General features: G+C 58.0%; 14 protein-coding genes and 3 tRNA genes. 7 read left to right on the forward strand and 10 right to left on the reverse strand.

The annotated features are described in order from the left end of the window. From Q8M42_RS04080 to fabI, 6 genes are all read left to right on the forward strand, one after another. On the forward strand, window positions 1–1,166 hold a 1,166-nt coding region (locus Q8M42_RS04080), incomplete at its 5' end, for an extracellular solute-binding protein (RefSeq protein WP_305283462.1). Beyond that, on the forward strand, window positions 1,163–3,016 hold the full coding sequence (locus Q8M42_RS04085; protein ID WP_304869298.1) for an extracellular solute-binding protein: 1,854 nt from the start codon (window positions 1,163–1,165) through the stop codon (window positions 3,014–3,016). The genes Q8M42_RS04080 and Q8M42_RS04085, both read left to right, overlap by 4 nt. Before the next feature lies 1 nt (window position 3,017). After that, on the forward strand, window positions 3,018–4,091 hold the full coding sequence (locus Q8M42_RS04090; protein ID WP_304869300.1) for a microcin C ABC transporter permease YejB: 1,074 nt from the start codon (window positions 3,018–3,020) through the stop codon (window positions 4,089–4,091). Window position 4,092: 1 nt separating this feature from the next. After that, on the forward strand, window positions 4,093–5,112 hold the full coding sequence (locus tag Q8M42_RS04095) for an ABC transporter permease (protein WP_304869302.1): 1,020 nt from the start codon (window positions 4,093–4,095) through the stop codon (window positions 5,110–5,112). Between the two features lies 1 nt (window position 5,113). After that, window positions 5,114–6,721, forward strand: a complete 1,608-nt coding sequence (locus tag Q8M42_RS04100) for an ABC transporter ATP-binding protein (RefSeq protein ID WP_304869304.1) — start codon at window positions 5,114–5,116, stop codon at window positions 6,719–6,721. Between the two features lie 30 nt (window positions 6,722–6,751). Further along, window positions 6,752–7,546, forward strand: a complete 795-nt coding sequence (gene fabI / locus Q8M42_RS04105) for an enoyl-ACP reductase FabI (protein WP_304869305.1) — start codon at window positions 6,752–6,754, stop codon at window positions 7,544–7,546. Window positions 7,547–7,614: 68 nt separating this feature from the next. On the opposite strand, the gene Q8M42_RS04110 is transcribed toward fabI, so the two are convergent. The 9 genes from Q8M42_RS04110 to Q8M42_RS04150 form a co-directional block, all read right to left on the reverse strand. Beyond that, window positions 7,615–9,492 carry a SurA N-terminal domain-containing protein gene (locus Q8M42_RS04110; protein WP_304869307.1) on the reverse strand — a complete coding sequence of 626 codons (1,878 nt, stop codon included), beginning with the start codon at window positions 9,490–9,492 and terminating at the stop codon, window positions 7,615–7,617. A 220-nt stretch (window positions 9,493–9,712) separates the two neighbouring features. Then, window positions 9,713–9,985 carry a nucleoid-associated protein HU-beta gene (hupB, locus tag Q8M42_RS04115; RefSeq protein ID WP_010490206.1) on the reverse strand — a complete coding sequence of 91 codons (273 nt, stop codon included), beginning with the start codon at window positions 9,983–9,985 and terminating at the stop codon, window positions 9,713–9,715. Window positions 9,986–10,121: 136 nt separating this feature from the next. After that, the gene (lon, locus tag Q8M42_RS04120; protein ID WP_305283476.1) at window positions 10,122–12,515 is read right to left on the reverse strand and encodes an endopeptidase La; all 2,394 of its coding nucleotides are present in this window, start codon (window positions 12,513–12,515) and stop codon (window positions 10,122–10,124) included. 149 nt (window positions 12,516–12,664) lie between these two features. Beyond that, the gene (clpX, locus tag Q8M42_RS04125; protein ID WP_304869316.1) at window positions 12,665–13,945 is read right to left on the reverse strand and encodes an ATP-dependent Clp protease ATP-binding subunit ClpX; all 1,281 of its coding nucleotides are present in this window, start codon (window positions 13,943–13,945) and stop codon (window positions 12,665–12,667) included. 112 nt (window positions 13,946–14,057) lie between these two features. Then, window positions 14,058–14,693 (reverse strand): ATP-dependent Clp endopeptidase proteolytic subunit ClpP, encoded by a 636-nt coding sequence (gene clpP, locus Q8M42_RS04130; protein ID WP_304869318.1) that lies wholly within the window; start codon window positions 14,691–14,693, stop codon window positions 14,058–14,060. 91 nt (window positions 14,694–14,784) lie between these two features. Then, complete coding sequence (tig, locus tag Q8M42_RS04135; protein WP_304869320.1) at window positions 14,785–16,095, reverse strand: trigger factor; 1,311 nt, start codon at window positions 16,093–16,095, stop codon at window positions 14,785–14,787. Between the two features lie 127 nt (window positions 16,096–16,222). Continuing rightward, a tRNA-Leu gene (locus Q8M42_RS04140) sits at window positions 16,223–16,307 on the reverse strand. 52 nt (window positions 16,308–16,359) lie between these two features. Next, window positions 16,360–16,435, reverse strand: a tRNA-His gene (locus Q8M42_RS04145). A 34-nt stretch (window positions 16,436–16,469) separates the two neighbouring features. Then, window positions 16,470–16,546 (reverse strand) — tRNA-Arg (locus tag Q8M42_RS04150). A gap of 271 nt (window positions 16,547–16,817) precedes the next feature. On the opposite strand from Q8M42_RS04150, the gene folD reads away from it, so the two are divergent. After that, window positions 16,818–17,672, forward strand: coding sequence for a bifunctional methylenetetrahydrofolate dehydrogenase/methenyltetrahydrofolate cyclohydrolase FolD (folD, locus tag Q8M42_RS04155; RefSeq protein ID WP_304869322.1), 855 nt, complete (start codon window positions 16,818–16,820; stop codon window positions 17,670–17,672). Window positions 17,673–17,742: 70 nt separating this feature from the next. Here folD and Q8M42_RS04160 read toward each other — a convergent pair whose 3' ends face one another. Beyond that, a complete protein-coding gene (locus Q8M42_RS04160; protein WP_304869323.1) occupies window positions 17,743–19,485 on the reverse strand; it encodes an ABC transporter substrate-binding protein in 1,743 nt (580 codons plus the stop codon). Window positions 19,486–19,532: the final 47 nt, after the last annotated feature.

Genomic DNA, 19,532 nt, shown 5'->3' on the forward strand with positions numbered 1-19,532 from the left:
CGCTGGGCAGCGGCCCCTATCGCATTACTCGGGTCAGCCCCGGACGCAGCCTGCGCTTCGAGCGGGTCAAGGACTGGTGGGGCGCCCAGCTGCCGGCCAACCGCGGCAAATACAATTTCGACCGGGTCGACGTGGAGTTCTATCGCGACAGCCATGTGGCCTTCGAGGCGTTCAAGGCCGGTGAGTTCGACATCTATATCGAACAGCAGGCGAAGAACTGGGCCAACGGCTATCGCTTCCCAGCATTGAGCCGTGGCGAAGTGATCCGCGCCGAGATCCCGCACCAGATCCCGACCCAGACCCAGGCGCTGTTTATTAACACCCGCCGCGCAGTATTTGCCGAGCGCCAGGTACGCGAAGCCCTTGGCCTGATGTTCGACTTCGAGTGGGCCAACCGCGCACTGTTCAACAGCTCCTACACCCGCGCCCAGAGCTACTACCCCAACAGCGAATTCGCCGCCAGCGGCAAACCGCAAGGCGCCGAGTGGCTGCTGCTCTCGCCCTATCGTAAACAGCTGCAGGCACGCCTGTTCAGCGAGCCCTTCAGCGTGCCGCAGACCGATGGCCGCGGCATCCCGCGGGAAACCTTGCGCCGCGCCCTAGGTCTATTGGCCGAAGCCGGCTGGAAGCCCTCCGGCCAACACCTGCTCAATAGCGATGGGCAGCCGCTGCGCTTCGAGATATTGCTGGTCAACCCAAACCTTGAACGTATTCTCCAGCCCTTTACCGAGAACCTCGCCAGCATTGGTATCCAGGCCAGCCTGCGCACCGTCGACCGCGCCCAGTACAAACAACGCCTCGATCAGTACGACTTCGACATGATTCTGCTCACACTGCCGCAAACCCTCAGCCCGGGTCTGGAACAGTCGCTGTATTTCCACTCCTCCCAGGCCAAGATAAAAGGCGGCAGGAACTACGCCGGAGTTACCCACCCGGTGGTCGATGCACTGATTGAAAAACTGCTGTCGGCGCAAAGCCGTGACGAGCAAGTCGCCGCCACCCGCGCCCTCGACCGGGTACTGTTGTGGCAGCACTACAGCATTCCAAACTGGTATATCGATTACCACCGCCTGGCTTACCGCAACCGATTTGCCTTCGTCACCACGCCGCCCTACACCCTGGGCCTGCGTACCTGGTGGCTGAAATCCATGGAGAACGCTGAATGACCCATGCATTGCGCGCCCTGTTTATCCACGTCAGCAGCATTGCCCTGCTTAGCGTTGCCAGCCTGGCACTGGCCGGCCCCAAGCACGCGCAAACCCTGTATGACGAACCGCCCAAGTACCCAGCCAACTTCACGCATTTCGACTACGTCAATCCGGACGCCCCCAAAGGTGGCAGCCTGCGCCAGGCCGGTTTTGGCGGTTTCGACAGCCTCAACCCGTTTATCAACAAGGGCGTTGCAGCCGACGACATCGGCATGATCTACGACACCCTGACCCGTCACGGCCTGGATGAGCCCTTCACCGAATACGGTTTGCTCGCCGAAAAGATCGAGAAGGCCCCGGATAACGCCTGGGTACGCTTCTACCTGCGGCCCGAAGCACGCTTCCACGACGGCCAGCCGGTTACCGCCGAAGACGTCAAATTCAGCTTCGAGACGCTGATGAGCAAAGGCGCACCGATGTACCGCGGCTACTACGCCGATGTCGATAAGGTCGAAGTCGAAAGCCCCCACCGCGTGCGTTTTGTCTTCAAGCAGGGCGGCAATCGCGAACTGCCGCTGATTGTTGGCCAGTTACCGGTACTGCCGAAACACTGGTGGGCCGAGCGCGACTTCAGCAAAGGCAATCTGGAAGTCCCGTTGGGCAGCGGCCCCTACAAGGTGGCGCATGTACAGGCCGGCCGTTCGATCCGCTATGAGCGGGTCAAGGACTGGTGGGGCAAAGACCTGCCGGTCAACCGCGGTTTCTACAACTTCGACACCCTGCAGATCGACTACTACCGCGACAACACCGTCGCCCTCGAAGCACTCAAGGCCGGGCAGTTCGACTACTGGCTGGAAATCAGCGCAAAGAACTGGGCCACCGCCTACAACAATGCTGCCGTCGCCAATGGCCAGCTGATCAAGGAAGAGATCGCCAACCACAACCCCACCGGCATGCAGGGCTTTATCTTCAACGCCCGCCGTCCGCTGTTCAGCGACCGCCGCGTACGCGAAGCCATAGGCCTGCTGTTTGATTTCGAATGGGCCAATCGGCAATTGTTCAATGGTGCCTATACGCGTACTCGCAGCTATTTTGACAATTCCGAACTGGCCTCCATCGGCCTACCCTCTGCCGATGAATTGAAACTGCTGGAGCCTTTACGCGCACAAATTCCGCCCCAGGTATTTACCGACGAGTACCAGCCTTCGACCACCGACGGCAGCGGCATCATTCGTGAGCAACAGCGCCGCGCTTATCAGCTGTTGCAGGAAGCCGGCTGGCGCGTGGATGGCGACAAGATGCTCGACAGCACCGGCAAACCGGTGAGTTTCGAGTTCTTGCTGGCGCAAACCGAGTTCGAACGCATCCTGCTGCCATTCAAACGCAACCTGGCTGATCTGGGCATTGATCTGGTGATCCGCCGCGTTGACGTGTCCCAGTACATCAACCGCCTGCGTTCGCGCGACTTTGATCTGATCGTCGGCGGCTTTGGCCAGTCCAACTCACCTGGCAACGAGCAGCGCGAGTACTGGCATTCCAGCAGCGCCGACAACCCTGGCAGTCGCAACTTTATCGGCCTGAAAGACCCGGCCGTGGACAGCCTGGTTGAAGGCCTGATTAATGCCGACTCGCGGCAAAGCCTGATCAGCCACACCCGCGCCCTCGACCGTGTACTGCTGTGGGGCCATTACGTGGTACCCAACTGGCACATCAAAACCTGGCGCGTGGCCTATTGGAACCGCTTCGAGCATCCCAAGGTCACCCCGCAATACGACATAGGCCTGCACACCTGGTGGGCCCGCGCAAAATCCCCTGAAGCCGCTGCCGATGCAGCAGCGGCGCAGACCACCGCAGACGTGGAGCAATAACATGCTGGCGTATATCTTTCGTCGGCTGCTGCTGATCATCCCCACGCTGTTCGGCATTCTGCTGATCAACTTCATCATCATCCAGGCCGCCCCCGGTGGCCCGGTTGAGCAGATGATTGCCAAGCTCGAGGGCTTTGACGGCGCCACCAGCCGGATTGCCGGCGGCGGTGCCGAAGTCTCGGTAGCCGGCTCCAACTACCGTGGCGCCCAGGGCCTGGACCCAGAGCTAGTGGCAGAAATCGAACGCATGTACGGCTTCGATAAATCCGCCCCGGAACGCTTCTGGCTGATGCTCAAGAGCTACGCGCAACTGGATTTCGGCTCCAGCTTCTTTCGCGATGCCGAGGTTATCGACCTGATTATCGAGAAGATGCCGGTGTCGATCTCCCTGGGATTGTGGAGCACGCTGATCATGTACCTGGTGTCAATCCCGCTGGGCATCGCCAAGGCCACCCGCCACGGCAGCGCCTTCGACGTCTGGACCAGCTCGCTGATCATCGTCGGCTACGCGATCCCCGCCTTCCTCTTCGCCATCCTGTTGATCGTATTGTTTGCCGGCGGCAGCTACTGGGACTGGTTCCCGCTGCGCGGGCTGACCTCGAACAACTTCGACGAACTGAGCTTTACCGGCAAGCTGCTCGACTATTTCTGGCACCTGGCGCTACCCGTCACCGCCCTGGTGATCGGTAACTTCGCCACCCTGACACTGCTGACCAAGAACAGCTTTCTCGATGAGATCAACAAACAGTATGTGGTTACTGCCCGTGCCAAGGGCCTGAGCAATACCCGTGTGCTGTATGGCCATGTATTCCGCAACGCCATGCTGATCATTATCGCCGGCTTCCCTGCGGCCTTTATCGGCATCTTCTTTACCGGCTCCCTGCTGATTGAGGTGATCTTCTCCCTCGACGGCCTTGGGCTGATGAGTTTCGAGGCCGCGATCAACCGCGATTACCCAGTGGTATTTGGCACCCTGTTTATTTTCACGTTGCTGGGCCTGGTGGTGAAATTGATCGGCGACATTACTTACACCTTGGTCGATCCGCGTATCGACTTCGAAAGCCGGGAGGGTTGAGATGAAACTGTCCCCAATCAATCAACGTCGCTTCCAGCTGTTCAAGGCGCACAAACGCGGCTGGTGGTCGCTGTGGGTGTTTCTCGCGCTGTTCTTCGTCACCCTCGGCGCCGAGCTGATTGCCAACGACAAGCCGCTGGTGGTGAGCTACGACAGCGAACTGTATTTCCCGGTATTCAAGCGCTACCCGGAAACCACCTTCGGTGGCGAATTCCCACTGCAGGCCAACTACAAAAGCCCCTACATCCAGGAGCTGTTCAAGGAGAAGGACGGCTGGATGATCTGGCCACCGATCCGCTACAGCTACTCCAGCATCAACTACGACCTGCAGGTGCCCGCCCCGGCACCACCGTCGGCTGAGAACCTGCTCGGCACCGATGACCAGGGCCGCGATGTACTGGCGCGAGTGATCTACGGTTTCCGCATATCGGTGCTGTTCGCCCTGATCCTGACCCTGGCCAGCTCGGTCATCGGCGTATTTACTGGCGCCCTGCAGGGCTTCTACGGCGGCTGGGTCGATCTAGCCGGACAACGCTTTCTAGAGGTCTGGTCAGGCCTGCCGGTGCTGTACCTACTGATCATCCTCGCCAGTTTCGTGCAGCCGAACTTCTGGTGGCTGCTGGGCATCATGCTGCTGTTCTCCTGGATGAGCCTGGTGGATGTGGTGCGTGCCGAGTTCCTCCGTGGGCGCAACCTGGAATACGTGCGCGCGGCCCGCGCCTTGGGCATGCAGAACGGCGCAATCATGTTCCGCCACATCCTGCCCAACGCGATGATTTCCACCATGACCTTTATGCCGTTCATCCTTACCGGCGCGATCGGCACCCTTACCGCGCTGGACTTCCTCGGCTTCGGCCTGCCGCCTGGCGCGCCGTCACTGGGCGAGTTGGTGGCCCAGGGCAAATCCAACCTGCAGGCGCCCTGGCTCGGTATCAGCGCCTTTGCCGTCCTCGCCCTGATGCTCAGCCTGCTGGTGTTTATCGGCGAAGCGGCGCGCGATGCCTTCGACCCGAGGAAATAACATGACCGATTCCAACACCCTCATCGAAGTCCGCGACCTGGCTGTCGAGTTCGTCACCGGCAGCCTGAAACAACGCGTGCTGGAAGGAGTCAGCTTCGATATCAAGCGCGGCGAAACGCTGGCGCTGGTTGGCGAAAGCGGCTCGGGCAAATCGGTCACCGCGCACTCTATCCTGCGCCTGCTGCCCTACCCGCTGGCGCAACACCCCAGCGGCAGCATCCACTACGCCGGGCAAGACCTGCTCAAACTCAACGAAAACAAGCTGCGTGGCATTCGCGGTAACCATATCGCCATGGTCTTCCAGGAGCCCATGACTTCGCTGAATCCGCTGCACAGCATCGAAAAGCAGATCAACGAGGTGTTGGGCCTACATAAAGGCCTGCGCGGTAAGGCCGCCACCGCGCGCACCCTGGAGCTGCTTGAGCTGGTCGGCATTCCCGAACCGCACAAGCGCCTCAAGGCCTATCCACACGAGCTGTCGGGCGGCCAACGCCAACGCGTGGTGATCGCCATGGCTTTGGCTAACGAGCCAGAGTTGCTGATTGCCGACGAACCAACCACCGCGCTGGACGTCACCGTGCAGCTGAAGATCCTCGAACTGCTCAAGGACCTGCAGGCGCGCCTGGGCATGGCGATTCTGCTGATCAGCCACGACCTCAATCTGGTGCGGCGAATTGCCCATCGTGTGTGCGTGATGCAGCGCGGGCATATCGTCGAGCAGGCCGAATGCGAAACGCTGTTTAAAGCGCCACAACACCCCTACACCTGCGAGCTGCTGGGCGCAGAACCCACTGGTGGCCCGGTCGATCAGCCGCCCGGCAAACCCATGCTGGAAATCGACAACCTGCGCGTCTGGTTCCCGATCAAGAAAGGCCTGCTGCGCCGCACGGTCGACCACGTCAAAGCCGTGGACGGCATCAATTTCAGCCTACCGCAGGGGCATACCCTGGGCATCGTTGGCGAAAGCGGCTCGGGTAAATCCACCCTAGGCTTGGCGATTCTGCGTCTGCTCGGCAGCCAAGGTGGCATCCGCTTCCAGGGCCAGGCCATCGACAACCTGTCGCAAGAGGATGTCCGACCGCTACGTAGGCAGATGCAGGTGGTCTTCCAGGACCCCTTCGGCAGCCTCAGCCCGCGTATGTCGGTGGGCCAGATTGTTGGCGAGGGTTTGCAGATTCACCGTATGGGCAGCGAAGCTGAGCAGGAACAGGCCATCATCGACGCACTGGTAGAGGTCGGCCTCGATCCGGAAACCCGCCACCGTTATCCCCATGAGTTCTCCGGCGGCCAGCGCCAACGTATCGCCATCGCCCGCGCACTGGTGCTGAAACCCGCGCTGATCCTGCTGGATGAGCCGACCTCGGCCCTCGACCGCACCGTACAGCGCCAGGTGGTCGAGCTGCTACGCTCGCTGCAGGCCAAATACAACCTGACCTACCTGTTTATCAGTCACGACCTGGCGGTAGTCAGGGCCTTGAGCCATCAGGTGATGGTGGTCAAACAGGGCAAAGTAGTCGAACAAGGCCCGGCGGCACGTGTCTTTGCCGCGCCACAGGACATCTATACACAGCAGTTGCTGGAAGCAGCCTTTATGGTCCCAGCTGGTTAATTCTTGTAGACAGGAAGAGGAACAACACCCATGGGTTTTCTAAGCGGCAAGCGCGTACTGATCGTTGGCGTCGCCAGCAAACTGTCCATCGCCTCTGGCATCGCGGCAGCCATGCACCGTGAAGGCGCCGAACTGGCTTTCACCTACCAGAACGAAAAACTCAAAGGCCGCGTCGAAGGCTTTGCCGCTGATTGGGGCTCGAACGCCGAACTGTGCTTCCCTTGCGACGTGGCCAACGATGAGGAAATCGCCTCAGTATTCGAGGCCCTGAGCAAGAAGTGGGATGGCCTGGATTGCATCGTTCACTCCGTTGGCTTCGCCCCCGGCGACCAGCTGGACGGCGACTTCACCGACGTCACCACCCGCGAAGGCTTCCGCATCGCTCACGACATCAGCGCTTATAGCTTCGTGGCCCTGGCCAAAGCCGGCCGCGAAATGATGAAAGGCCGCAACGGCAGCCTGCTGACCCTGTCCTACCTGGGCGCCGAGCGCACCATGCCTAACTACAACGTCATGGGCATGGCCAAGGCCAGTCTGGAAGCCGGCGTACGATATCTGGCCGGCAGCCTCGGCCCGGAAGGCACCCGCGTTAACGCTATCTCCGCTGGCCCGATCCGCACCCTGGCAGCGTCTGGGATCAAGAGCTTTCGCAAGATGCTCGCTGCCAACGAGAAACAGACCCCGCTGCGCCGTAACGTGACCATCGATGAAGTCGGCAACGCCGGCGCCTTCCTCTGCTCGGACCTGGCCTCGGGCGTCAGCGGCGAGATCATGTACGTCGACGGCGGCTTCAACACCACCGCCATGGGCGCTATGGAAGAGTAAGCAGTTAAATCGCAGCAAGAAAAAGGCCGCTTAAATAAGCGGCCTTTTTTTTGCGTCAGCGATATCGATCAGAAACGCTCGATATCAGCCTTCTCTTCCAGTTGCTTGCGGAACGCGGCGAAGTCCTGCTGACCGACGCGCGAGGCGAGGAAGCGGCTGTACATGGCCTTGTCCTCATCCGACAGCGCTTGCTCCGGCTGGCTTACGCCGTTGAGTCGGATGATCACGAAATCACCATTGTTCAGACTGATACCGGCGAAGGTCGGCTTATCAGCCGCTTCAGGCTTGGGCATGCGGAACAGTGCCTGCAGCACCACAGGCTCAACGCCTTCCTGGCTGCGAGTAGCCGCTTCGACCACATTCCAGCCCTGCTTGGCATCGGCCTGGTTAATCGGTGTCTGGCCTGTGCGCAGAGCAGCGAGCTGTTCTTCGGCTTGGGCCTTGACGGCTTCGCTTGCGCGAACCTTGGTCAGTTGCGCACGAATGCTATCAGCGACCTGCTCCAGTGGCAGTTGCTCCGGTTTGTCGTGCTGTTTGACGCGCACCACCACCACAGTGTTCGGGTCGAGCTCGATCACACTGCTGTTGCTGGCATCTTCCAACACTTCATCGCTGAATGCCGCTTGAATCACCTGACGATTAGCGGTCAGGCCTTCAGTACCACCCTGACGGCCAAAGGCTTCAGTGGTCTTGACCTCTAGGCCCAGTTCCTGAGCTGGCTGAGCCAGATCAGAGGCTTCAAACGCGGCATCTTCGAGGTTTTTGGACACTTCGACAAAGCGCTGTTCAACCTGACGCGCCTTGAGGTCGCGCTGCAGTTTTTCTTCCAGACTGGCGAAGCTCGGTACTTCCGGCGCCTGAACACCCAACAGCTTGATCAGGTGCCAGCCAAACTCGCTGCGCACGGGAGCCGACACGGCATTTTCGTCCAGCGCATACAGCGCTTCTTCAAAGGCTGGGTCATACACACCAGGACCGGCAAATCCCAGATCACCGCCCTCACCTGCCGAACCCGAATCATCGGAAACTTCTTTGGCCAGCGCGGCGAAATCCTCGCCCTGCTCAAGACGCTTTTGCACCGCGACCAACTTGGCCTGGGCTTGTTCGTCATTCAGCTGGTCATTGACCTCAACCAGAATATGCGCGGCACGACGCTGCTCGGCGAGGTTGGCGATTTCACTCTGATAAGCGCTTTGCAGCGCCTCATCGCTGACTTCAACCTGATCGAAAAAGGCGTCTTTTTTCAGCTCGACGTATTCCAGTACTACCTGCTCTGGGCTCATAAATTCGCTGGCCTGAGCGTCGTAGTAGGCCTTGATGTCATCATCGCTGAGCGTGACGGCATCCAGATCAGCCTTGAGGGTCAGCGTGGCGAAGTCGCGAGTCTGCTTTTCCAGTGCGGCAAAGGCTTGCACTTGGGCATCGGTGACAAACCCGCTGTTGGCCAGACCGGCGCGCAGCTGACCGATGAGCATTTCCTGCTCAAGCATCTGACGGAACTGCAAGCGGCTGTAACCCAGCTGACGGATAACCTGATCGAAACGCTCAGGGTTGAACTGGCCATCGACAAGAAACTCAGGTGTTTGCAGGATTAGCTGATCCAGCGCTTGTTGCGAAAAAGCGAACTTGGCGTTCTTGGCGCTATCGAGTAACAAGGTGCGTTCGATCAGGCCTTTAAGGGCGGCTTCACGCAGCAGCTTCTCATCCAGCAGGGAGGCATCAAAATCGCGCCCCAACTGTTGCAGCAACTGACGACGTTGCATCTCGACAGCCTGGCTGAGCTCGGCGGAAGTGATTTTCTCACCATTCACCTCAGCGGCATTCTGGCTATTGCTGGTGCTGGTAAAAATGGCATCCACACCCGTCAACGCGAGCAGCGCGACAATGATGGCGATGATGGTTTTGGCAATCCAACCCTGTGAATTGTCCCTGATGTTTTGCAGCATGCGTCCCCCAGAACGACTGTACAAATAAAGCAGTCGTGCAGTGTGGGTAAAATCCGGATAGAAGAAAGGCGCATCAGTGGATGCGCCTTCTCGTAACTGGCGAAGCGGATCGAACTCAAGCAACTGATTCGTCGTGTTCAGCAAGTTATGCCTGACTGAACATCCCGCCCCGCGTCAGATCAGCCATTCAACTGATCTGCTGGGCAAAACCGAAAGAGGCTTAGTTGACAGCGTCTTTCAGAGCTTTACCGGCTTTGAAGCCTGGAATCTTGGCAGCAGCGATGCTGATCGGGTTACCAGTTTGTGGGTTACGGCCAGTGCGAGCAGCACGCTCTTTAACAGCGAAAGTGCCGAAGCCAACCAGTACTACGGAGTCACCAGCCTTCAGAGCGCCAGTAACGGATTCAATTACTGCGTCCAGCGCACGGCCGGCAACAGCTTTTGGGATATCAGCAGATGCAGCGATGGCATCGATCAGTTCCGACTTGTTCACTCTTAAGTCCCCTTAATTTCTGTTGAGTTTATTTCTTGCTTTTAAATGTAAGCGAAGCTGGTGCGGAGAGCCTGCCGACACGATAAGAGCCGCTTTATAACAAGGGCTCTAAAAATGTGTCAAGAAACCCCTCCGGCTAATGCGTGCTAATTCGCTCCTTGGAATCAGTCTCGCGTTTTTCATCCTTTGCAACCATGGGAGCCGCATCAGGCAAGGGCTCCGGGGCGTATTGCAGCGCAATTTGCAGGACCTCGTCAATCCATTTAACCGGTTTAATCTGCAGGTCTTGCTTAATATTCTCCGGAATCTCTTTCAAATCGCGCACATTCTCTTCCGGAATGATCACGGTCTTGATTCCACCACGGTGAGCGGCCAGCAGTTTTTCTTTCAAACCACCAATGGCCAATACCTGACCTCGCAGGGTGATTTCACCAGTCATTGCCACGTCCGCACGTACAGGGATCTGCGTCAGGGCTGAAACCAGTGCCGTACACATGCCAACGCCTGCGCTGGGGCCGTCTTTGGGCGTTGCCCCTTCCGGCATATGGATATGGATGTCCTGCTTCTCATAGAAGTCCACAGGCACGCCCAGGCTTTTGGCCCGACTGCGTACAACGGTCTGCGCAGCAGTGATGGATTCCAGCATCACATCACCGAGCGAGCCGGTTTTGATCAGCTGGCCTTTACCAGGCACCACAACCGCCTCGATGGTCAGCAGCTCACCACCAACCTGGGTCCAAGCAAGACCGGTGACCTGACCGATTTGATCCTGTTGTTCAGCCAAACCATAGCGATGCTTGCGCACACCGAGGAAATGCTCGAGCGAATCAGCCGTGACGGTGACCTGGAAGCGCTTCTCGGTGGAATGCTCCTTGACCACTTTGCGGCACACCTTGGCAATCTGTCGCTCCAATCCGCGCACCCCAGCTTCGCGAGTGTAGTAGCGAATAATGTCGCGGATCGCTGCGTCCTCGAACACCAGCTCAACCTTCTTCAGGCCATTGGCCTGAACCTGCTTGGGCGCCAGGTATTTGATCGCAATATTGATCTTCTCGGCTTCGGTGTAACCCGGCAGACGAATCACTTCCATACGGTCCAGCAACGGCCCCGGAATGTTCATCGAGTTGGCCGTGCAGAGGAACATCACATCAGACAGGTCGTAGTCGACCTCCAGATAGTGGTCGTTGAAGTTGTGGTTCTGCTCTGGGTCCAGCACCTCAAGCAGTGCAGATGCGGGGTCGCCGCGCATGTCCTGACCCATCTTGTCAATTTCATCGAGCAGGAACAGCGGGTTGCGCACGCCAACCTTGGTCATCTTCTGAATCAGACGACCTGGCATAGAACCAATGTAAGTGCGGCGATGACCACGGATTTCCGCCTCATCACGTACGCCGCCAAGGGCCATACGTACGAACTTGCGGTTGGTGGCGCTGGCAATCGACTCAGCCAGCGAGGTTTTACCCACACCAGGCGGGCCGACCAGGCAAAGCACCGGACCTTTGATTTTCTTCACGCGCTTTTGCACGGCAAGGTATTCAAGGATGCGTTCCTTGACCTCATCCAGGCCATAGTGGTCAGCATCGAGGATCGCTTCGGCACGCGCCAGATCCAGGCGCACCTTGCTCTGCGCCTTCCACGGCACATTGACCAGCCAATCAATATAAGAGCGCACCACGGTGGCTTCAGCCGACATCGGCGACATCTGCTTGAGCTTGTTCAGCTCGGCATTGGCTTTGGTATGCGCCTCGGCAGTCAGACCGGCATTCTCGATGCGCTTTTTCAGCTCATCAAGTTCGTTATGGCCTTCTTCGCTGTCGCCGAGCTCTTTCTGAATGGCCTTCATCTGCTCATTCAGGTAGTACTCGCGCTGGCTACGCTCCATTTGTTTCTTGACCCGGCCACGGATGCGCTTCTCGACCTGCAACAGGTCGATTTCCGCATCGAGCAGCGCCAGGACATGCTCAACCCGCGCAGCCAGATCGGTGATTTCCAGAATTTCCTGCTTCTGCTCAATCTTCAGCACCATATGCGCAGCCATGGTGTCGACCAGACGGCTCGGCTCATCGATACCATTGAGTGACGCCAGCACTTCGGCAGGGACCTTCTTGCCGAGCTGCACGTACTGCTCAAACTGGCTAAGAAGGCTGCGAGTGAAGACCTCGGACTCACGCTCGGCGGCATCAACTTCGTCAATCAGCTGCACTTCAGCCCGGCAATGACCGTCGACCTCGATAAAGCGCTCAATCTCGCCGCGCTGCTCGCCTTCAACCAACACCTTGACGGTGCAGTCCGGCAGTTTCAGCAACTGCAGCACAGTGGCTACGGTACCGACGCGATAGAGGCCCGCCTCATCTGGGTCGTCGTCAGCAGGATTTCTCTGCGCGAGGAGCAGAATCTGCTTCTCGCCCGTCATCGCAGCCTCAAGGGCTTCAATGGATTTTTCACGCCCGACGAATAACGGAATGACCATGTGCGGATAGACCACAACATCGCGCAACGGCAGGAGAGGCAATTCGATGGTTGTCTTCATGATTTCGGCTCTACGGCGGCCATACGGCCGTAAACAGATGGGATGACCCTTAGCCCTAAGATGGGGGCAGCCCCAACAAAAAACAAGCGCTGGCGCAGCAAAAGCAAAGGGGCCCGCAGGCCCCTTGCTTTCAACATGTTACAACGCTGTTACGCGTCAGGCGCAGCCTTGGCTGGCAGCTCGTTATTCTCATAAATGAGCAACGGCTTGGAGGTGCCATCGATAACACTTTCATCAATAACCACCTTGCTGACGTCGGACTGCGACGGAATCTCGTACATGGTATCGAGCAGGACACCTTCGAGAATCGAACGCAGGCCGCGGGCACCGGTTTTACGTTCAAGCGCCTTATGGGCAACTGACTTCAGCGCATCCGGACGGAATTCCAACTCCACCCCTTCCATCTCGAACAGCTTGGCATATTGCTTGGTCAAGGCGTTCTTCGGCTCGGTCAGAATCTGCACCAGAGCCGCTTCGTCTAGTTCATCCAACGTGGCGATAACCGGCAAGCGGCCAACGAACTCAGGAATCAGACCAAACTTGACCAGGTCATCCGGCTCAACAGCGCGCAGTGACTCGCCCACTTTTTTGCCCTCTTCCTTGCTGCGTACTTCGGCGTTGAAACCGATGCCACCCTTGGTCGAGCGACCCTGGATAACTTTTTCCAGGCCGGAGAACGCACCACCACAGATAAATAGGATATTGCGCGTATCAACCTGCAGAAATTCCTGCTGCGGATGCTTACGTCCGCCCTGCGGCGGCACCGAAGCTACAGTCCCCTCAATCAGCTTGAGCAGCGCCTGCTGTACGCCCTCACCCGATACATCACGGGTAATCGAAGGGTTATCCGATTTGCGCGAAATCTTGTCGATTTCATCGATGTAGACGATGCCCATCTGGGCTTTTTCAACATCGTAATCACACTTCTGCAGCAGCTTCTGAATGATGTTCTCGACGTCCTCACCCACATAACCAGCTTCGGTCAGGGTGGTGGCGTCAGCGATAGTGAAGGGGACGTTGAGCAAGCGCGCCAGGGTTTCAGCCAGCAGGGTTTTACCCGAACCCGTTGGGCCGATGAGCAGGATGTTGCTTTTACCTAGCTCAATGTCATCTTTCTTGTCGCGCTGGTTGAGACGCTTGTAGTGGTTATAGACCGCTACAGCCAAAATCTTCTTCGCACGCTCCTGGCCGATGACGTACTGATCAAGGATGCCGCTGATTTCCTTGGGGGCAGGCAATTTATGCGCACTGCTCTCGGCCTGGGCTTCCTGCACCTCCTCGCGGATGATGTCGTTGCACAGGTCGACGCACTCGTCGCAGATAAAGACCGAGGGGCCGGCAATTAATTTGCGCACTTCATGCTGGCTTTTGCCGCAGAAGGAGCAATAAAGCAACTTGCCGTTGTCCTCGCCGTTGCGGGTGTCAGTCATTCGTTCGATCCAAATCCGATAGGCTTGCAACACAAGATGAAGGCTTATGCGGGCTTTTTCAAGCCCGCCGGAGGCCGGACACGCCGACCTGCCCTATTTTGAGCTGCTTATATTAAGCGGGGCGCTTTTCAATCACGGCGTCGATCAACCCGTACTCACGAGCGGCTTCGGCGCTCATGAAATTATCACGATTGGTGTCGCGCTCGATTTCTTCCAGAGTGCGCCCACTGTGCTTGGCCATCAGCATATTGAGACGCTCACGGATGAACAGGATTTCCTTGGCGTGGATTTCAATGTCCGACGCCTGGCCCTGGAAACCACCCAGTGGCTGGTGAATCATCACGCGCGAGTTCGGCAGGCAGTAACGCTTACCCTCGGCGCCAGCGGTCAGCAGGAATGCGCCCATGCTGCACGCCTGACCAATACAGGTGGTGGACACGTTAGGCTTGATGAACTGCATGGTGTCGTAGATCGACATACCCGCCGTCACCGAACCACCTGGGGAGTTAATGTAAAGATGAATGTCCTTGTCCGGATTTTCCGCTTCAAGGAATAACAGTTGCGCACAGATCAGGTTGGCCATGTAGTCCTCTACAGGGCCGACAAGAAAGATCACTCGCTCCTTGAGCAGGCGCGAATAGATGTCATAGGCGCGCTCACCGCGAGCCGTCTGCTCGACAACCATGGGAACCAGGCCACCAGCGGCTTGGATATTAGGCATTTGCTGCATAAAAGGATTGCGGGACATGCGTGCACTCGCTCCCTAAATAGTCATGTCACAAATACGCATAAGCCAGCACGGCGGCTGGCTTATGACGCATTCGAACGAGGTAAAGAAATCAGGCGGCTTGTGGTGTTTCTACCGGCTTGACAGCTTCTTCGTACGAGACCGCTTTATCGGTCACATTGGCCTTCTGCAAAACAGTATCTACAACTTGCTCTTCCAGTACAACCGAACGCACTTCGTTCATTTGCTGGTCGTTTTTGTAGTACCAGGCGACAACCTGCTCAGGCTCTTGGTAAGCCGAAGCCATTTCCTGAATCATTTCGCGAACGCGGGCATCATCAGGCTTCAGCTCACACTGCTTGACCACTTCAGCGACAACCAGGCCCAGCACAACGCGGCGCTTGGCTTGCTCTTCAAACAGCTCAGCTGGCAGCTGCTCAGGCTTGAGGTTGCCACCGAACTGCTGAACGGCCTGCACGCGCAGACGGTTTACTTCGTTGCTGATCAGCGCCTTCGGCACTTCGATCGGGTTGGCAGCCAGCAGGCCGTCCATCACCTGGTTTTTAACCTTGGATTTGATCGCCTGGCGCAGCTCGCGCTCCATGTTCTTGCGCACTTCAGCGCGGAAGCCTTCCAGGCCGCCTTCTTTAACGCCGAACAGGGCGAAGAACTCATCATTCAGCTCAGGCAACTGAGGTGCCGCGATGCTGTTGACAGTGACGGTGAACTCGGCAGTTTTGCCAGCCAGGTCCAGATTCTGGTAATCAGCCGGGAAAGTCGGGTTAACTACGCGCTCTTCGCCAGCCTTGGCGCCCACCAGTGCATCTTCAAAACCAGGGATCATGCGGCCAGAGCCGAGAACCAGCTGAGTGCCCTTGGCCGAACCGCCAGCAAAAGCTTCGCCGTCGATCTTGCCAACAAAGTCGATATTCAGTTGGTCGCCATTCTCGGCAGCGCGCTCGGCGGCTTCAAAGCGAGTGTTCTGCTTGCGCAGGATTTCCAGCATGTTGTCAACGTCGGCATCAGCTACGTCAGCCTGCAGGCGTTCGATAGCGATGGACTCGAAACCACCAACGGTGAATTCCGGGAATACTTCGAAGGTCGCAACGTATTCCAGATCCTTGCCTTTCTCGAACGACTTCGGCTCAACGGCCGGAGCGCCAGCTGGATTGAGCTTCTGCTCAACAACGGCTTCGTAGAAAGTGGATTGGATCAGATCACCCAGCGCTTCCTGACGCGCAGCATCTTCATAACGCTGACGAATCACGCTCATTGGCACTTTGCCAGGACGGAAACCAGGGACCTTGGCACGACGGGCAGTCTGCTGCAGACGCTTGTTGACTTCAGTCTCGATGCGCTCAACAGAGACGCCAACGGTCATACGGCGCTCGAGAGCAGAGGTACTTTCAACAGAAACTTGCATGGATAATCCTCGTTGCACAGACATAAGCCGGCCGCTTGCCGGCCCCTAATCAAGGGCATGCATTCTAGAGGGTCGATTTGCAGAAGTCACCCTAGATGCAGGCGGCAAACGGGAGGGAGTTAAAAGATGGTGCGGACGGAGAGACTCGAACTCTCACGCCTTGCGGCGCTGGAACCTAAATCCAGTGTGTCTACCAATTCCACCACGTCCGCGTGGTAAAGCTTTATACAAAAACGCCAGGAATTATCCTGGCGCCTTGGAATATGGGGTGGACGATGGGGATCGAACCCACGACAACAGGAGTCACAATCCTGCGCTCTACCAACTGAGCTACGCCCACCATATTGCATTTTGCTTGAGCCAAGACCGCCAAATGGCACGCCCGGCAGGACTCGAACCTGCGACCATCCGCTTAGAAGGCGGATGCTCTATCCAGCTGAGCTACGGGCGCCTATCCATCTGCAGATGCAGACTTAAAGCTTTCGGCTTCGGAAAAAACTTTGCAGCTTCGACCTTTGCCGTCTTACCCAGCGACTGGCTGTGCTCGACAAGCGGGGCGAATGTTATAGAGGCCGTTTCAGGTCGTCAACAGGAAAAGTTAAAAAAATTCAGCCATTTAAAGGAGTTACGCGAAAACCGCGGTGTGCGCCTTTGCCCCACAGCATGGTCATGCGAGAATGCGCGTCCTTTTTCCATCCTTTCTTTATGGTTAACCAAGCGCAATGACCGCACAACTGATCGATGGCAAAGCAATTGCCGCCAGCCTGCGCCAGCAGATCGCCCAACGTGTCGCCGAACGACGTCAGCAAGGCCTGCGCGCACCCGGGCTGGCGGTGATTCTCGTCGGTAGCGACCCTGCGTCCCAAGTCTACGTTTCGCACAAACGCAAAGACTGCGAAGAAGTCGGCTTCGTCTCGCAGGCCTATGACCTGCCTGCCACGACTGGCCAGGACGAGCTGATGGCATTGATCGACCGCCTGAATGACGAACCGAGCATCGACGGCATTTTGGTACAACTGCCGCTGCCGGAACATCTAGACGCTTCTTTATTGCTGGAGCGCATCCGCCCGGATAAAGACGTTGATGGCTTCCATCCCTACAACATTGGCCGCCTGGCCCAGCGCATGCCATTGCTGCGCCCCTGCACTCCGAAAGGCATCATGACCCTGCTGCAAAGCACGGGCGTTGACCTGTATGGCATGCACGCAGTGGTGGTTGGCGCGTCGAATATCGTCGGCCGGCCGATGGCGATGGAGCTGCTGCTCGCCGGTTGCACCGTCACCGTAACCCACCGTTTCACCAAAGACCTGCCCATGCATGTCGGCCAGGCCGACATTGTCGTGGTGGCTGCCGGCAAGCCTGGCCTGGTGCATGGCGAGTGGATCAAGCCTGGCGCCATCGTTATCGACGTGGGCATCAACCGCCAGACCGACGGCAAGCTGATTGGCGATGTGGTGTATGAAACCGCCCTGCCCCGAGCGGGCTGGATCACCCCGGTACCGGGCGGCGTTGGCCCGATGACCCGTGCATGCCTGCTGGAAAACACCCTGCATGCCGCCGAGCATCTGCACGACTGAGTGCAGCGCGTGCAGAAATAGAAAACGGCACCTAGGTGCCGTTTTTTATGCTTGAGCCCAACCCACCGCGTCAGTCGCGGGCTTGTTCCCAGGATTTCAGCAGCTCGTTGTAGTTGATGGTTTCACCCTGAGGCTTCTCGTTGGCCAGTTTGGGCTTCGGTGCGCCCGGCTGATCCAGCCAGTACTGCGGATCTTTCGGCTCGTTCAGCTTCGGCCCACATTCGCCGAGCACACCGGAACGCTCCAAACGGCCCAGCATGGTGTCCTGCGCCGCTGCCAGGCCATCCAGTGCCTCTTGTGGCGACTTGTCACCACTGGCTGCCTCAGCAATAAACTGCCACCACAGCTGAGCCAGACGTGGGTAGTCCGGCACGTTGGTGCCGGTCGGCGTCCACTGCACCCGCGCCGGGCTGCGATAGAACTCCACCAGGCCGCCCAGTTTCGGCGCAACGTCGGTCATGGCTTGCGAGTTGATATCCGACTCACGAATTGGCGTTAGGCCAACCAGGGTCTTTTTCAGCGATACGGTTTTCGAAGTCACGAACTGCGCGTAGAGCCAGGCGGCCAGGCGCTGTTTCTCCGGCGTGGACTTGAGGAAGGTCCAGGAGCCGGCGTCCTGATAGCCCAGCTTCATGCCCTCTTCCCAGTACGGGCCTTTCGGTGAAGGCGCCATGCGCCACTTTGGCGTGCCGTCTTCATTAACCACCGGCAGACCTGGCTTGGTCATATCAGCGGTAAAGGCGGTGTACCAGAAAATCTGCTGAGCAATACTGCCCTGCGCCGGCACCGGGCCGGACTCAGAGAAGGTCATGCCCTGTGCTTCTGGCGGCGCGTATTTGCGCATCCAGTCGACATACTTTGTGGTGGCATACACCGCCGCCGGGCCATTGGTATCGCCGCCCCGGGCGACACTGGAGCCCACGGGGCGACAACCATCTACGCGAATACCCCACTCATCCACGGGCAAGCCGTTAGGCAGACCCTTGTCGCCGCCACCCGCCATGGAGAACCAGGCATCGGTAAAGCGCCAGCCCAGGGATGGGTCTTTCTTGCCGTAATCCATATGGCCATAGATGCGCTGGCCATCGATTTCCTTGACCTTCTCGGAGAAGAACTCGGCGATGTCTTCATAGGCCGACCAGTTGACCGGCACACCTAGCTCATAACCGTAAATTTCTTTGAACTTGGCCTTCAGTTCCGGGCGCTCGAACCAGTCAGCGCGGAACCAATAGAGGTTGGCGAATTGCTGGTCCGGCAGCTGATAGAGCTTGCCGTCGGGCCCGGTGGTGAAGGAAATGCCGATAAAGTCCTGCAGATCGAGGGTTGGCGAGGTGACCGCTTTGCCTTCGCCTTCCATCATGTCGCTGATGGCTACCGCTTTGCCGTAACGGAAGTGGGTGCCGATCAGATCGGAGTCGTTGATATAGCCGTCGTAGATGTTCTTGTCCGACTGCATCTGGGTTTGCAGCTTCTCGACGACATCGCCTTCCTGCATCAGGTCGTGCTTGAGCTTGATCCCGGTGATTTCGCTGAAGGCCTTGGCCAGCACCTTGGACTCATATTCGTGGGTGGCAATGGTTTCCGAGGCCACGCTGATGCTCATGCCGCGAAACGGCTCGGCAGCCTTGATAAACCACTGCAATTCAGCCAACTGCTGCTCAGGCGTCAGGGTCGAGGGGTTGAACTCCTCGCTGATCCACTTCTTTGCCGCTTCTTCGTAGGCATCAGCCCAGGCTGCGCCGCTCAAGCCGGACAACGTCAGCAGGGCAGCCAGCGCCATGCTATGTCGAGTTTTGTTGTTATTGTCGAACATAGAGACCTCCATCTCAGGGTTTGGAATGAGGCAAGCGGATCATGGTC

The sequence above is a fragment of the Pseudomonas sp. genome (assembly GCF_030684895.1).
Taxonomy (GTDB): domain Bacteria; phylum Pseudomonadota; class Gammaproteobacteria; order Pseudomonadales; family Pseudomonadaceae; genus Aquipseudomonas.

What these genes read in the sequence shown, in the direction of transcription:
- clpP (WP_304869318.1), bottom strand. Translation starts at nt 14,693, where the DNA reads ATGTCCCGCAATCCTTTTATGCAGCAAATGCCTAATATCCAAGCCGCT.
- folD (WP_304869322.1), top strand. Translation starts at nt 16,818, where the DNA reads ATGACCGCACAACTGATCGATGGCAAAGCAATTGCCGCCAGCCTGCGC.
- Q8M42_RS04090 (WP_304869300.1), top strand. Translation starts at nt 3,018, where the DNA reads ATGCTGGCGTATATCTTTCGTCGGCTGCTGCTGATCATCCCCACGCTG.
- Q8M42_RS04100 (WP_304869304.1), top strand. Translation starts at nt 5,114, where the DNA reads ATGACCGATTCCAACACCCTCATCGAAGTCCGCGACCTGGCTGTCGAG.
- fabI (WP_304869305.1), top strand. Translation starts at nt 6,752, where the DNA reads ATGGGTTTTCTAAGCGGCAAGCGCGTACTGATCGTTGGCGTCGCCAGC.
- Q8M42_RS04110 (WP_304869307.1), bottom strand. Translation starts at nt 9,492, where the DNA reads ATGCTGCAAAACATCAGGGACAATTCACAGGGTTGGATTGCCAAAACC.
- Q8M42_RS04160 (WP_304869323.1), bottom strand. Translation starts at nt 19,485, where the DNA reads ATGTTCGACAATAACAACAAAACTCGACATAGCATGGCGCTGGCTGCC.
- lon (WP_305283476.1), bottom strand. Translation starts at nt 12,515, where the DNA reads ATGAAGACAACCATCGAATTGCCTCTCCTGCCGTTGCGCGATGTTGTG.
- Q8M42_RS04085 (WP_304869298.1), top strand. Translation starts at nt 1,163, where the DNA reads ATGACCCATGCATTGCGCGCCCTGTTTATCCACGTCAGCAGCATTGCC.
- Q8M42_RS04095 (WP_304869302.1), top strand. Translation starts at nt 4,093, where the DNA reads ATGAAACTGTCCCCAATCAATCAACGTCGCTTCCAGCTGTTCAAGGCG.
- clpX (WP_304869316.1), bottom strand. Translation starts at nt 13,945, where the DNA reads ATGACTGACACCCGCAACGGCGAGGACAACGGCAAGTTGCTTTATTGC.
- tig (WP_304869320.1), bottom strand. Translation starts at nt 16,095, where the DNA reads ATGCAAGTTTCTGTTGAAAGTACCTCTGCTCTCGAGCGCCGTATGACC.